The sequence below is a fragment of the Nonomuraea sp. NPDC049750 genome (assembly GCF_040659625.1).
GTDB lineage: Bacteria > Actinomycetota > Actinomycetes > Streptosporangiales > Streptosporangiaceae > Nonomuraea.
In genome coordinates, this window is the sequence record NZ_JBFANB010000021.1 from 136,027 (window position 1) to 149,215 (window position 13,189).

Consider the following 13,189-nt stretch of genomic DNA (forward strand, 5'->3'; position numbering starts at 1 on the left):
TGTGGCCGCTCCCGTCAATGGATCGTCGGTCACGCGGCCTCCCCGATCAGCAGCAGATAGCCGTCCTCCACACCTGGATCGGTGGGTTCGGCCCCGGGCGGGCGGTCGCCGAGGGTGCGGTAGCGGCCGTCGGCGGTGCGCCAGAACAGCCGCGACTCCGTCGGCGGCCGGTCCGACAACCACACCTGCCCGGCCGCGGTGGCGGCCAGCCCGCCCGGGGTTCCGTCGAAGACGACGCGGCCGCGGGCCATAGTGACCACGCGCTCGCAGAGCGCCGCGACGTCCTCCGTCTGGTGGGTGGAAAGGAGCACCGTACGGCTCTCGCCGAGCCGGGAGACGAGCGCCCTGAACAGCATCCGCTGCTCCGGGTCCAGGCCCACGGTCGGCTCGTCCAGGATCAGCAGCTCCGGCTCGCCCAGCAAAGCCTGGGCCAGGGCCAGCCGCTGACGCATGCCGCCGGACAGTTTGCGGACCTTCGTCCTGGCCTGGTCGGTAAGGTCCACCTCGGCCAGCACCCGCCGCACCTCGCTGTGGCGGTGCCGCCTGTCGGTCAGCTCCTTGAGTATCGCCACGTAGTCGACCAGGTCGAACGCGGTGAAGTGCGGGTAGTGGCCCGGGTCCTGCGGCAGGTAGCCGAGCCTGCGCCGCAGCGCGGTGCGCTGGGTCGCCTGCGCGGGGTCCAGGCCGAACGCGTCGACGTGGCCGCTGTCGTAGGAGAGCGTGGTCGCCAGGCAGCGCAGCAGCGTGGTCTTGCCCGCGCCGTTCGGCCCGAGCAGGCCGGTCACGCCGGGGCCGACGGACAGGGTCAGCCCGTCGAGCACCTGCTTGTGGCCGTACTTCTTGGTCAGGTCACGGATATGGAGCATCAGGCGGTCACCTTGGAGTAGAGGCGTAGGGACATCAGCAGGGCCGCGCAGCCGTACCCGATCTGCGCGGCGAGCCCGAAGGCGGCGAGCAGGTCACCGGTGGCGCCGCCGACGGCGGCCACCCCCAGGAGCCAGAGGCCGCCCGTCATGAGCGCGGACAGCGGCACGGGCAGCCGCGACGACAGCAGGAGGCAGCAGGACGTCATGGCGAGCGACGGCAGCAGCCACGCGGCGCTCAGCCACGCGGGGGCGGGCAGCAGCGGCGACGCCCCCGCGGCCAGCACCACGGCGACGGCCAGCGTGCCGGTGGCCCTGATCAGCAGCAGGCGCGCCCCCGACAGCGGGGTCGCGGCCAGCGACTCGTGCACCGGATCCACCCGCGGCCCGTAGGCGAGGGCGATCCCGGCCAGCGGCAGTACCGGCGCGACGGCCAGGAACAGCGGCAGGAACGTGGCCGACTCTCTGGCCGCGAGCACCGCGAACGTCAGCGCCGCGACCACCGCGGCGACCCATGCCCCGCTCATCGTCGGCGTGACGGTCAGCAGCCTGGCCACGTGCTGGGGGACGCCGCAGAACCGCAGCAGCCGCTCCATCGGCGACGGGCGCGGGCTGAGCACCTCGGCCTCCAGCCGCCGCCATGAGTCCCGCAGCCAGTCCTCTTCGTACGGCACCGCCGCCCGGCAGTCCGGGCAGCCGCCGAGATGCGCGTCCACGGACATCGCCCGGGCGGGATCGAGCCCGCCTGACCGGTAGGCGTCCATGAGATCGTCGGTGATGTGCCAGCTCATGCGAGTTCCTCCCTGAGCCGAGCCCGCGCCCGCATCGCCCGGGTCTTGATGGTTCCTTCCGGGACGCCGAGCAGCCGGGACGCCTCCTTGACGGTCAGCCCGTCGAGAACGGTCGCCTGGATGACCGCGCGCAGCTCCGGCGAGAGGCGGTTGAGGGCGGCGCCGAGGTCCCCGTGCTCGACGCCGAGGAGCGCGACGTCCTCGGCCGACGCGATGGCGTGCTCTTCGACGGCCCGCTCATCGAGGGCCCGCCCGTCGACCGGCCCGCTGCCGAACCGGTGCGGGCCGAACCGGTGGGAGCCGCGGCCGCGCAGGGCCGAGACGAGGCGGCGCAGCGCGATCGTCCACAGCCAGCCCGCCGCGTTGCCCCCGTCGAAGCGGGCCGCCGCCTTCCATACCGCGAGGAAGGTGTCCTGCAGGGCGTCGTCCACCGCGTCGGGGTCGGCGCAGCGGCGGGCCAGCCGGGTTCTGAGCCAGGGGGCGTGCCGGCGGTGGAGCAGGCGCAGCGCCGTGACGCTCTCCGCGGCGATCGCGGCGATCAACTCGGCGTCCGTGCTGTCGGAGGTGACGTCCGGAGGCTCGCGCCAGCTGAGGTGGAACCGTTTCACACCTCAGCTATCGCACACGAGTGCCCGGACGGTTCTCAACGGGCCGAGATCACTCAACGGGCCGGGAATCACTCAGCGGGCCGAGATCACTGCGTGGACCGGGATCAACTCAGCGGGCCGGGACCAACTCAGCGGGCCGGGACCACGATGGACTGCGGGTTTCCCGGGGCGTAGACGGTGATGCCCTGGGGGAGTGACTTGAGCTTGTCGATCTCGGCGCAGGCCGGGCACTTGTCGTAGCCCTCCTGCCGGGCCTGGTTCGCGGCCGACTCGGCCTTGGCCTGGGCCACCCGGGCCTGGGCCTCGGAGACGGCGGCGTTGGCGGCCAGCGATCTGTCCACGGCCTGCTGCACCTCCACCGGCAGCGTCACCTTGGCCAGGGTGAACCGCAGGCCGGTGAAGAACTCGCCGCCCAGCGTCTCGGGCAGGTCCCGGGCCAGGGTGGCGTTGACGGCGTTCTGGACCCTGGTGATGTTCGTGTTGCTGTCCTGGGTCTTGGTGTCGGCGCCCTGGTCCTTGAGCGCGGTGTTCGCCAGCAGGGAGCAGGAGGGGACGAGTTCGGCGCAGCGCATGTTGCCCAGCTGCCCGCGCAGCGCGTTGTCCACCACGGGGCGGACGGCCTGGCCGAAGAACGCCGACCAGCCGTCGTCGCCGTCCCACGCGGCCGGCGACTCGCCGTTCTGGGCGCGGTACGTGCGCGTGCCGTACTTGTCGTCGAACTTCTTCAGCGTGTCGTGGTCGAGGTTGAGCGTGAAGTACAAGGTGCCCTCGATGCCCAGGTTCACGCCGTCGCTGCTCGGCACCGTCACCACGTCCACGCCGAGCGTGGTGGCGCGCTTGGCGTCGGCGGTGATCGTGTAGAAGCGCTGCTGCGCGGGATAGGGGTGGACGGAGGACCACATGCCCGTCCAGGTCAGGCCGGAGCCCGGGTCGATGACCTGGCGTACCTGGTTGTCGTCGAACCAGCCGCCGTCGCGGACGACGGCGATCTCGCCGCCTTCGGTGCTCTCCAGGCCGCCGATCGCCCCGATGACGGTGGGGATCGCGAGCAATGCGGCGAGGACCAGGATGACCGACAGGGTGATGCGCACGGAGACCTCCCGCGCGGGCGGCGGTGGCAGCCACCGCCCGCGCATTTCGCGGCAGACTTGCGGAGGTACGGCCGACGGTTTCCGGCCGAAGGTAGGGCGTTCAGACTCGTTGCGCGATGTCGCCGGGGTCGGCGGTGATGTCCAGGTCGCGGGTCTCCGGCGCGATGGCCAGGCCGACGGCCGTGACGGCCAGCGCGGCCACCACGTAGAGGGAGACCGCCGTCGTGGTGCCGTACGCGGCGAACAGCTTCAGCGCGATGATCGGCGCCAGCGCGCCCCCGACGATCCCGGCGACCTGGTATCCCATGGACGCGCCGCTGTAGCGCAGCCTGGTGCTGAACAGCTCGGCGATGAACGCGGCCTGCGGGCCGTACATCGCCGCGTGGGTGATGAGCGCGACGATCGCGGCCAGGGCGATCAGCGGGAACGACTTGGTGTCGAGCAGCAGGAAGAAGACGAACACCCAGACCGCGGCGCCGATGACGCCCGCCAAGTAGACGGGCCGCCGGCCGATCCGGTCCGACAGCGCGCCGAACAGCGGGATCAGCGCCAGCTGCAGCGCGGACGCGATCAGCACCGCGTTCAGCCCCACCGAGCGCTCCAGCTTCAGCGGGCCGGTGATGTAGACCAGGATGTAGGCGGTGAAGGTGTAGAAGGCCACGTCCACGCCGATGCGCGCGGTGAAGGCCGACAGCAGCGCGCGCGGGTGCGTACGCAGCACCTCCAGCAGCGGCATCTTCGCCTTGGCGCCCTGCTGGGCCAGCTCCGTGAACAGCGGCGACTCCGTGACCTTCAGCCGGACCCAGAGCCCGACCAGCACCAGCACGCCCGACAGCAGGAACGGCACCCGCCAGCCCCACGACAGGAACGCCGCGTCCGACAGCGTGAACGACAGGATCGCCAGCGTCCCGGTGGCCAGCACGTATCCGGCGGGCACGCCCACCTGCGGCCAGCTGGCGTTGAAGCCGCGACGGCGGTCGTCGCCGTGCTCCAGCGACATGATGACCGCGCCGCCCCACTCGCCGCCCAGGCCCAGCCCCTGTATGAACCTGAGTGTGGCCAGCAGGACCGGCGCGAGCGCGCCGACGCTGTCGTAGCCGGGCAGCACGCCGATGAGGAACGTCGAGACGCCCATCACCAGCAGCGTCACGACCAGCACGGTCTTGCGGCCCGCGCGGTCGCCGAAGTGGCCGAACACGATCCCGCCGAGCGGCCTGGCCACGAACGCGACCGCGTTGGTCGTCAGGGCCAGCAGGGTCGCGTTGAGCGGGTCGAAGGTGGGAAAGAACAGCTTGCCGAAGACCAGCGTCGCCGCGGTCGTGTAAAGGAAGAAGTCGTACCACTCCAAAGAGGTGCCGATCAGGCTGGCGAGGATCACCCGCCGGGTCTGCCGCGTGGAGCCTGTCATCGTCGCTCCTTCGATCAGGGGGTTCCTATCAACATAAGGATCGTTGAACAATTCGACAAGAGGTTTGTTGGATGATTCCCTGTTGACTGTGGACGACGTGGCGGACAGCCCTCTTGCGGATCTCGAACATGACCGGTCCAGGCTGGGCCGCAGCAGCACGGCCGAGCGGGTGGCCGACATCCTGCGCGACCGCGTCACCGAGGGCTTCTTCGAGCCAGGTCAGCGCCTGTCCGAGGAGGCCATCGCGGACGCGCTGGGCGTGTCGCGCAACACGCTGCGCGAGGCGTTCCGGCTGCTCGGCCACGAAGGGCTGCTGGACCACCGGCTCAACAGGGGCGTGTTCGTACGGATCCTGTCGGCCGAGGACGTCGCGGACCTCTACCGCGTACGCCGGGTGATCGAGGGCGCGGCCGTCCGGCGCCGCCCGAGCGGCCAGGAGCTGGCCGTGATCAGGGAGGCCGTGGCCGACGCCGAGCGGGCCGCCGCCGACGACGACTGGCGCGGCGTGGGCACCGCCAACATCCGCTTCCACCAGGCGCTGGTGACGCTCAACCAGAGCCCCCGGCTCGACGAGGCGATGCGCCAGCTCCTGGCCGAGCTGCGGCTCGTCTTCCACGTCATGAAGAATCCGCGCGCCTTCCACGAGCCGTTCGTCACCCGCAACCGCAAGCTCCTCGAGCTGCTCGAGGCCGACCGGCCGGACGAGGCCGCCGCCTTCCTCGACGCCTACCTCGACGACGCCGAGCAGCTGCTCGTGCGCGCCTACGAGCCCAACCGGTGACGGCGCCGAGCGCCTACGCGCCCAGCCGGTGGCGTTCGCCGGATCCCTTGCCCACCCGATAGCGTTCGGGCATGGCCAGGACGTTCACCCTCGATGAGGCGCGCTCGCTCATGCCGTCGGTCATCGACGACGCCGGCGTGCTGATCGCCGCCCGCGCCGACCTGGCCGAGATCGCCTTCGACCGCGAGAACGCCGGCGTATCCACGCTGGGCGGCATCCCCGAGATGAAGGCGATCGAGGCGCGCATCGAGGAGATCCTGAGCACCTGGACCGGGCAGGGCATCGAAGTGAAGGGGATCGCGCCGGTCCTCATCGACTTTCCCGCCGTGCTCGACGGGGTGTCCGTACGCCTGTGCTGGATCGAGGGCGAGACCGAGCTGACCTGGTATCACCGCACGGCCCTGGGCTTCGCGGGCCGCCGCCCGTTGCGCTGACTCCCTGTCCTGGCGGGCACATGAATGTGTCTCACCTGTGATCAACCCGTTTCACTCCGCCGGTATCTAACCGGACGAGTGAAGGGAACACCACCATGAGGTACACCTCAGCGACCGCCGCGCTCCTCGCGTCGGCGGTCATCGGCGGGCTGGGGATCACTCCCCCCGCCGCGCACGCCCAAGCAGGCCCTTCCCAGGTCCGGGCGGCCTGGATCAAGACCTGCACCGACAAGAAGAACGAGACCACCTACCCCTGCGGCCACTGGCAGCTGATCACGCGTGACGGCGGGAAACTCACCGTCAAGGACGCCGCCGCCACCGAGATCGACGGCAAGGGCAGGAAACTCGACGACGCCGGCGTGTTCGCCATCAGCGGCGACGGCCGCGTGATCGCCTACGAGCGGGCCGGCGACCACCGCATCGTCGTACGGCAGGCGGCGGGCGGAGCGGTCAAGGTACTGGCCGCGTCCCTGGTGCCCAAGCGGTACGGGACGAGCCCGCTCAGCCTGTACCTGTCGCCCCAGGGGGACAGGCTGCTGGTCGACTCCACCGATGAGAAGGAGCGCGTCCCGTCCAAGGTGGTCACGATCGCCACCGGCAAGATCGTCGAATTGCCCGCCAAGGACTCGATGAACGGCTTCAGCGCTGACGGGGGCGAGGTGCTGGCCCAGCGCTTCAACCGCGACAACACCCTCACGCTGATCGCGTACCGGGCCGACGGCACCTCGGTCAGGCGCACGCCGTCGCAGGTCGTGGCGAACTCCGCCATGACCGCGCTGGCCGCCGACGGCAAGACCGTCGCGGTGATCATCTCCGGGGACGAGGAAGCCAAGAAGGCCCCTCGGCTGCGGATCTACGACCTGGAGACCGGGGACCTCTCCGCGGGCGTGGATCTGGCGCTGAAGCCGGCACAGACGCCGTACCTCGCCCAGTGGAGCGCGGACGGGCGGCTCACGGTGCTCGTGCAGACAGGTGACGAAGGCTCGACGGCGGTGGTACGGGAGTTCACCGTCGACACGGAGACCGGCGCCGCCACGCAGACGGACAAGTACTCGATCAGCAAGACCAGGTACGCCTTCAGAGTGGCGGGGGAGTGACGACGATGAAGATCAGGATCGCCGTGGCGATCGCGGCGGGGCTGGCCGCCCTGGTGACCGCGCCTCAGGCCGCCCAGGCCATGCCACATGACCACCACGACGGCATCCGCTACGCCTCGATCAAGGGCTGCACGGTCAAGGGCGAGCAGCGGCCGTGCGGTGAGTGGCGGCTGATGATGCACAGCGGGGAGAAGGGCTCCCTGCCCGACGCCGAGACCATCGCCCGCGAGGCGAACGGCAAGTCGTCGCACACCCAGGTCGCGCCCATCGCCGTCAGCGGTAACGGCCGGCGCGTCGCGTACTTCACCAAGTCCGGGCGGCTGGCCGTACGGACCATGGGGGGCGGGGTGAAGGTCTTCGCCAAGGACGCGCTGCCGCGCGTGGCCCAGTACGACGTGACGTTCCAGCTCTCCGACGACGGCGGCCGGCTCGCGGCCGTCTTCGCCACCGACAAGGCGGTGAAGACGCGGATCTTCGACACGGCCACCGGCGCCCTGCTCGGCTCGACGCCCGGCCGGCAGACGCTGCTCGGCTTCAGCGCCGACGGCGGCGAACTGCTGACCGAGGTCTCCGCCGACGAGTCCGTCACGGACCTGATCGCCTACAGCGAGTCCGGCGAGCAGTTGTACCGGGCCACGCCGCCGCAGATCGTCGCCGCGAACTCCCCGTCGGCTCTCGCGGCCGACGGCCGGACGACCGCGAACGTCGTCATGGGCGGCGCCAAGTCCCGGCTCGTCCTGTACGACATGCAGAGCGACCAGGTCATCGCCAAGCGGAAGGTCAAGCTGCCGGCCGGCGACCTCAACATGATCGACTGGACCGGCGAACGGCAGGTGACGCTGCACCTCGTGCAGTACCCCGACGGCAAGGCGAACAAGATGACGATCGTCCAGATCGACACCGAAACCGGGGCCGTCAAGGTCCGGGACCACTATTCGCTCCTGAAGGACAGCTACGTCTTCGCGGCCTGCGGCGGCTGAGCTCTCGTCAGGTTCGACGCGGTACGGCGGGGCTGGGGGAGCCCCGCCGTTTCCGTGTCCGCGGGCATACGCTGCTGGCGTGGCGGTTCACTCGACCAAAGCGATGGCGGCCCGGGCCGTGGCCCTGTGCGTCGCGCTGCTGCACGAGGAGCCGTCGGCGGAGTCCGTCGCGCGGGTGCTGCGCGACCACGGCGAAACCGGCGACCTGGACCTGGGCGAGGCCGACCTGGCGGCGATGCGGGCCGCGGCGGAGCGGCTGGTCGCCGTCTTCGCCGCCGCCGGCCCCGACCTGGCGGCCGCCCGGCTGAACGATCTTCTGGCGACGGCCGCGCGGGCGCCCCGCCTGACGAACCACGGGGACACGACCCCGTGGCACCTGCACGTGGACGGCGACGACTACGCGCCGTGGGGGGAGTGGTTCCTGGCCTCCTCGGCCCTGGCGCTGGCCGTCCTGCTGGCCGATCACCAGCGAATGCCGGGCGGGCTGTGCGCCTCGGCCGCCTGCCGCCGGCCGTACCTGGACCTGGGGGGCGGCAGCCCGCGGCGCTACTGCAGCACCCGCTGCGCCACCCGCGAACGCGTAGCCGCCCACCGCGGCCGCACCTGACCGACACGGCGGCAAGCGGCGGCGTCGATAGCCGACATATCGGGTAACGGGCGCCAACGGGCAGCGTGGTAACAGGCGTGACGGGCGGGGATGCCCGATACTGGACCCGTGGGGATCGGCGGCCTGCGTGGCCGCCCCGGTCTGTACGGGCTGCGTGCCGTACAGACCGGGCGGGTGGGACGACGAGCCGCGCGCCCGGCCGTCACGGCCGGGCGCAGCCGGTCTGCGGACCTAATCGAATGAATGTTTGAACGATCGCCTACACTTGATGCCATGACGGCTGTTTTCCAAGCTTCTCTGCTGGGAGCCGACGAGCTCGTCGGCTCGGCGATCCGCCGGACGCCTCTGGAGCGCGGGGCGTGGATCGACTTCGGGCCCGGCTGGCTGGCGGAGGCCGACGCGCTGTTCTCCCGGCTGTGCGAGGTGGTGCCGTGGCGGGCCGAACGACGCCGGATGTACGACAAAGTCGTCGACGTGCCGCGGCTGCTCGCCTTCTACGACGAGGACGAGCCGCTGCCCGACCCGGCGCTCGACGACGCCCTGCGCGCGCTCAACGAGCGCTATGCCAAGGAGCTCGGGGAGCCGTTCCGCACGGCCGGGCTCTGCTTCTACCGCGACGGCCGCGACAGCGTGGCCTGGCACGGCGACACCCTGGGCAGGGGCGGCAGCGAGGACACCATGGTCGCGATCATCTCGGTCGGCGCCCCGCGCCCGCTGCTGCTGCGCCCCCGGGGCGGCGGCGCCTCGATCCGTCACGACCTGGGACACGGCGACCTCATCGTGATGGGCGGCAGCTGCCAGCGCACGTGGGAGCACGCGATCCCCAAGACCACCCGCCCCACCGGGCCGCGCATCAGCATCCAGTTCAGGCCGCGCGGCGTGCGCTGAGAGCCGGAAAGGCGTTAGGCGGACTGGCGTCCCCTCGGCTCAGAGCGGTTGATTGTGCTGCTTGATCTACTGGCGCAGGATCGACAATGCACCGCCGCCTGCGGGAGCTCGCGTGATCACTTCTCCGGCCGCAGCACCGAATACAGGAGCTGGTCGTGCCAGCTCCCGCCGCGCCACTGGGCCCGGCGGATCACGCCTTCACGTTCGAACCCGGCGTTGGCCAGCGCGCCCTGCTCGGCGAGGTTGGTGACATCGGTGATGGCCTCGATCCGTTCGGCCCGGGTGTGGTCGAACAGGTACGTCACCAGCTCGCGGTGCGCCCGGCTGCCGACCCCCTTGCCGCGGTGGCGCGGGAAGATCACGATGGACAGCGACCAGCACCAGGAGGTGTGCCGCGGACCCCAGAGCCGCTGGAACCAGTGCATCCACCCGGCCACCTCACCACGGGCGTCAATGGTGAAATAGCCGCCCTCGGGGCTCAGCAGCCCGCTCACCGCGAACTCCTCGCGCATCGCGTGCAGGGTGCGATGGCCGAACCACTGCTGCTCGCCGGTCCCCTTCGAGTTGCCCAGATTCTCCTCGAACACATCCAGGTCCGCCGCACGGACCGGGCGCAGGCTCACGTTCACTCGGGTTCCCTTCCTCAGAGCCGTACAGGATAGGGGAGCGCGCCACCGAGTGATCACGGAGGGTGGCCTTAAGACAGCGGCGAGCGCTAGAAAGTCCTGGATCTCCGCAGCGCGGGAGGCCGCCCGTCGGGATCGACCGCCAGGCGGTAGAGCGGCGTGGCGAGCAGCCCGCGCACCCGGGGGAGCTCGGGGTAGGAATGCGGTCGCAGCCGCCCCGGCGGTCGCGGACCCTTACGGCCGCCGGCGTGCCAGGCTTCGAGCCGCGCCGCCGCGTCGGCGAAGGCGTCGAACGCGGCCACGGGATCGCACAGCTCATCGCGATCCGCGCCGTCCTCGGGCAGGTCCAGGTGCTCGCCCATCAGCGTCAGGCGCAGCTCGCGGGCGAACCGCCGGGCGCCGTGCGGCTCGCGCGGATCCTCCCGCTCATCGAGTACGGCACAACTCAGCTCCGAGTCGTAGCTCCATGAGCGCAGGTTGACGTTGTCGGACCCGACCGAGGCCCACACGTCGTCGACCACGCAGACCTTGGCGTGCACGTAGACGGGGGTGCCCTCATGGTTCTCCAGGTCGTACAGGGCGACCCGGTCGCCGCCCGCCCGCAGCAGCCGGTTCAGCGCGTGGACCCGGCCGATCAGGCTCGCGGGCCCGGCCAGCCAGCCGTCCTGGTCGGGGTGGCGGGGCACCACGATGACCATCCGCAGGCCGGGCTCGCGCTCCAGCGCCTCGGCGAACGGCTCGATCACATCCGTGGACCACAGATACTGATCTTCCAGGTAGACCAGCGAACGGGTCCGGCCGAGCACCTTCTGGTAAGCGTGCGCCACGCTCCGCTCGCCGTCCGGCGCGAACGGGTAGGCGCTGCGCCTGGCGGGATAGGTGCGCAGGATCTGTACGGTGTGCGTGCCCGCAGGGGGCGGCGGCGGCCCCGGCTCGGGCAGCGGAGGAACGTCGTCCATCCTGGCGAAATGGTCGCGCAGCCGCCTGATCGGATCCCTGGTCTCCGGCGCGGGATCCTCCCACCGCTCGCAGAACACCTTCTCCACCTCCGCCACCGCGGGGCCGTGGATGGCGACCTGGACGTCATGCCACGGGGGCCGCCGGCCGTACTCGCCGGGCATCGGGCACGGCTGCGGATCGCCGAGGTGGTCGGCGTCGTCCCGGCGGCTGTGACACAGGTCGATGCCGCCGAGGAAGGCCACGTCGGCGACCGGATCGCCGTCATGACGGAGGATGACGAACTTCTGGTGGTGCGAGCCGCCCGGCTTGGTCCGCGTGTCGAGGACGGCCTGCCCGCCCGCGGCCTCGATCGCCTCGCCCAGGTGCCGGTTCTCGGCCGAGCTGAAGCGTAACCGGTCCAGGTGCGAACGCCAGATGAGCCCTCTGACCAGCGCGCCCTTGTGCGCGGCGGCGGCCATCGCGTCGCCCACGGAGGGCCCGTCCTCGGTGAGCCGCTCGTCGGGATCGCCGCGCCAGTCGGCGAACAGGAGTAAGTCGTCCTCGCGCAGCGCCTCGAGGCAGGTCTTCAGCTCGGCGAAGTAGGTCGCGCCGTGGATCAGCGGGCGTACGTCGTTACCCGTCGACCAGGCGTCGAGCCTGGACGCCGGATTTCCTCTTTCCTGGTCCGTGAGGAACCAGTCCTGGATCCGCATCCGCTCCCGGCTACCCGGGCGGCGGGCCTCCATGCGTGGCCCGGGCGGTTTCGAACAGGAGGTGCTCCCCACCGGGACGGCAGACGAGCTGCAGCCCGACCGGCAGGCCGCGCACCGTTCCGGCCGGGACACTCAGCGCCGGAAAACCGACCACGTTCCACATGCTCGTCAGGGCGAGCAGCGCGGCTCGCACGGCGACGGACCCGCCGTCCAGCTCGGTCGCCCGCTGACCGAGGAACGGCGCGGTGAGCGGTACGGTCGGCATCGCGAGCACGTCATGCCGCTCGAACAGCGCGCGGACGCTCTCGGCGAGCCGTGGGCGGGCCCGCATGGCCCGTACGTATCGCCAGCCCGGCATCTCGGCGGCGCCGCGCACGCGTTCGAGCAGCTCGGGGTCGAACAGCTCGGGCGCCTCGGCCAGCCGGTCGGCGTGTACGGCCGCCGCCTCGCTGCTCTGAATGGCGGTGAAGGTCTCGCGCAGCTCGTCCACGTCCTTGGCAGGAAAGGCGAGCTCCTCCAGTGGGCCGGTGCCCGCCTCCACAGCCCGCCGTACCGTACGGGCCGCCTGCGGGTCGCAGGCGAACACGCCGGTGGGATCGAGCCAGGCGACCCGCGCCGGCCAGCCGTCGTTCTTCTGGACACCGTCGGGGACGAGGGACCGGTAGGCGATCAGGCAGTCCCGCTCGTGGCCCGCGAGGAGGCCGACGGTGTCGAAGGTCTGCGCCAGGGGGAAGACGCCGTCGACCGGGATCGCCCCGTACGCGGGCTTGAAACCGGCGACGCCGCATAAAGCCGCCGGAATGCGGACCGAGCCACCGGTGTCGGTGCCGAGGGCCAGCGGGACCATGCCCGCCGCCACGGCTACCGCGCTGCCGCCGCTGGAGCCGCCCGACATGCGCGCGGGCTCCCACGGATTGCGCGACGGGCCGGCGGCGGAACGATCACCCGTGGGACCGTACGCGAACTCGTGGGTGTTCGTCTTGCCGACGACGACGGCGCCGGCCTGGCGCAGGCGGGTCACGCAGGCGGCGTCGGCGACCGCGACATGACCGGCGAAGTGCCGCGAGCCCATGGTCGCGGGCAGCCCGGCCACCATGATGAGATCCTTCACCCCGACCGGCACACCGTGCAGCGGCCCCCGGTCGACGCCCCCGGCCAGCTCCTCGTCCGCGCGCCGCGCCGCGGCCCGCGCCCCGGCGGCGTCCACGGTGATGAACGCGTTGAGCAGCGGGTCGAGCTCGGCGATGGCGTCGAGCGCCAACTGGACGAGCGCCGTGGAGGTGGTCCGGCCGTCGCGCAAGTCGCGTGCGAGGCCGTCGATCGTACGTCCGGTGAAGCGACCAGAGGGTGTCGGCATAGGACC

General features: G+C 71.4%; 14 protein-coding genes. 6 read left to right on the plus strand and 8 right to left on the minus strand.

The features are described from left to right. Positions 1 to 29: 29 nt before the first annotated feature. The 5 genes from AB0J16_RS40170 to AB0J16_RS40190 form a co-directional block, all read right to left on the minus strand. Complete coding sequence (locus AB0J16_RS40170; RefSeq protein WP_358549955.1) at positions 30 to 866, minus strand: ABC transporter ATP-binding protein; 837 nt, start codon at positions 864 to 866, stop codon at positions 30 to 32. After that, positions 866 to 1,654: a zf-HC2 domain-containing protein gene (locus AB0J16_RS40175; RefSeq protein ID WP_358549957.1), complete on the minus strand. Its 789-nt coding sequence runs from the start codon at positions 1,652 to 1,654 to the stop codon at positions 866 to 868. The genes AB0J16_RS40170 and AB0J16_RS40175 overlap by 1 nt, the downstream gene beginning before the upstream one ends. Next, complete coding sequence (locus AB0J16_RS40180) at positions 1,651 to 2,262, minus strand: RNA polymerase sigma factor (RefSeq protein ID WP_358549959.1); 612 nt, start codon at positions 2,260 to 2,262, stop codon at positions 1,651 to 1,653. Before AB0J16_RS40180 ends, AB0J16_RS40175 begins: the two co-directional genes overlap by 4 nt. Positions 2,263 to 2,390: 128 nt before the next feature. Beyond that, on the minus strand, positions 2,391 to 3,353 hold the full coding sequence (locus AB0J16_RS40185) for an SPFH domain-containing protein (protein WP_358549961.1): 963 nt from the start codon (positions 3,351 to 3,353) through the stop codon (positions 2,391 to 2,393). Between the two features lie 100 nt (positions 3,354 to 3,453). Next, complete coding sequence (locus tag AB0J16_RS40190) at positions 3,454 to 4,761, minus strand: MFS transporter (protein WP_358549963.1); 1,308 nt, start codon at positions 4,759 to 4,761, stop codon at positions 3,454 to 3,456. Between the two features lie 88 nt (positions 4,762 to 4,849). Between AB0J16_RS40190 and AB0J16_RS40195 the strand changes: the two genes are divergently transcribed. From AB0J16_RS40195 to AB0J16_RS40220, 6 genes are all read left to right on the plus strand, one after another. Further along, positions 4,850 to 5,542 (plus strand): GntR family transcriptional regulator, encoded by a 693-nt coding sequence (locus AB0J16_RS40195; protein ID WP_358550051.1) that lies wholly within the window; start codon positions 4,850 to 4,852, stop codon positions 5,540 to 5,542. A gap of 71 nt (positions 5,543 to 5,613) precedes the next feature. Continuing rightward, positions 5,614 to 5,976 carry a DUF2203 domain-containing protein gene (locus AB0J16_RS40200; protein WP_358549965.1) on the plus strand — a complete coding sequence of 121 codons (363 nt, stop codon included), beginning with the start codon at positions 5,614 to 5,616 and terminating at the stop codon, positions 5,974 to 5,976. A 95-nt stretch (positions 5,977 to 6,071) separates the two neighbouring features. Further along, complete coding sequence (locus AB0J16_RS40205; protein ID WP_358549967.1) at positions 6,072 to 7,073, plus strand: hypothetical protein; 1,002 nt, start codon at positions 6,072 to 6,074, stop codon at positions 7,071 to 7,073. Positions 7,074 to 7,078: 5 nt separating this feature from the next. Further along, entirely contained in the window at positions 7,079 to 8,053 is a 975-nt protein-coding gene (locus AB0J16_RS40210; RefSeq protein ID WP_358549969.1) for a hypothetical protein, read from the plus strand. Between the two features lie 79 nt (positions 8,054 to 8,132). Next, a complete protein-coding gene (locus tag AB0J16_RS40215) occupies positions 8,133 to 8,660 on the plus strand; it encodes a CGNR zinc finger domain-containing protein (protein WP_358549971.1) in 528 nt (175 codons plus the stop codon). Positions 8,661 to 8,933: 273 nt separating this feature from the next. Continuing rightward, positions 8,934 to 9,548, plus strand: a complete 615-nt coding sequence (locus AB0J16_RS40220; RefSeq protein ID WP_358549973.1) for an alpha-ketoglutarate-dependent dioxygenase AlkB — start codon at positions 8,934 to 8,936, stop codon at positions 9,546 to 9,548. Between the two features lie 116 nt (positions 9,549 to 9,664). Here AB0J16_RS40220 and AB0J16_RS40225 read toward each other — a convergent pair whose 3' ends face one another. The 3 genes from AB0J16_RS40225 to AB0J16_RS40235 form a co-directional block, all read right to left on the minus strand. Beyond that, positions 9,665 to 10,177: a GNAT family protein gene (locus AB0J16_RS40225; protein ID WP_358549975.1), complete on the minus strand. Its 513-nt coding sequence runs from the start codon at positions 10,175 to 10,177 to the stop codon at positions 9,665 to 9,667. Between the two features lie 86 nt (positions 10,178 to 10,263). Beyond that, complete coding sequence (locus tag AB0J16_RS40230; RefSeq protein ID WP_358549977.1) at positions 10,264 to 11,826, minus strand: phospholipase D family protein; 1,563 nt, start codon at positions 11,824 to 11,826, stop codon at positions 10,264 to 10,266. Between the two features lie 10 nt (positions 11,827 to 11,836). Next, a complete protein-coding gene (locus tag AB0J16_RS40235; RefSeq protein ID WP_358549979.1) occupies positions 11,837 to 13,183 on the minus strand; it encodes an amidase in 1,347 nt (448 codons plus the stop codon). Between the last annotated feature and the right edge of the window lie 6 nt (positions 13,184 to 13,189).

Bases quoted from the DNA above. Each gene is read 5' to 3' on its own strand.
- AB0J16_RS40170 (WP_358549955.1), bottom strand. From the start codon at position 866: ATGCTCCATATCCGTGACCTGACCAAGAAGTACGGCCACAAGCAGGTG.
- AB0J16_RS40175 (WP_358549957.1), bottom strand. From the start codon at position 1,654: ATGAGCTGGCACATCACCGACGATCTCATGGACGCCTACCGGTCAGGC.
- AB0J16_RS40190 (WP_358549963.1), bottom strand. From the start codon at position 4,761: ATGACAGGCTCCACGCGGCAGACCCGGCGGGTGATCCTCGCCAGCCTG.
- AB0J16_RS40200 (WP_358549965.1), top strand. From the start codon at position 5,614: ATGGCCAGGACGTTCACCCTCGATGAGGCGCGCTCGCTCATGCCGTCG.
- AB0J16_RS40205 (WP_358549967.1), top strand. From the start codon at position 6,072: ATGAGGTACACCTCAGCGACCGCCGCGCTCCTCGCGTCGGCGGTCATC.
- AB0J16_RS40210 (WP_358549969.1), top strand. From the start codon at position 7,079: ATGAAGATCAGGATCGCCGTGGCGATCGCGGCGGGGCTGGCCGCCCTG.
- AB0J16_RS40220 (WP_358549973.1), top strand. From the start codon at position 8,934: ATGACGGCTGTTTTCCAAGCTTCTCTGCTGGGAGCCGACGAGCTCGTC.
- AB0J16_RS40230 (WP_358549977.1), bottom strand. From the start codon at position 11,826: ATGCGGATCCAGGACTGGTTCCTCACGGACCAGGAAAGAGGAAATCCG.
- AB0J16_RS40235 (WP_358549979.1), bottom strand. From the start codon at position 13,183: ATGCCGACACCCTCTGGTCGCTTCACCGGACGTACGATCGACGGCCTC.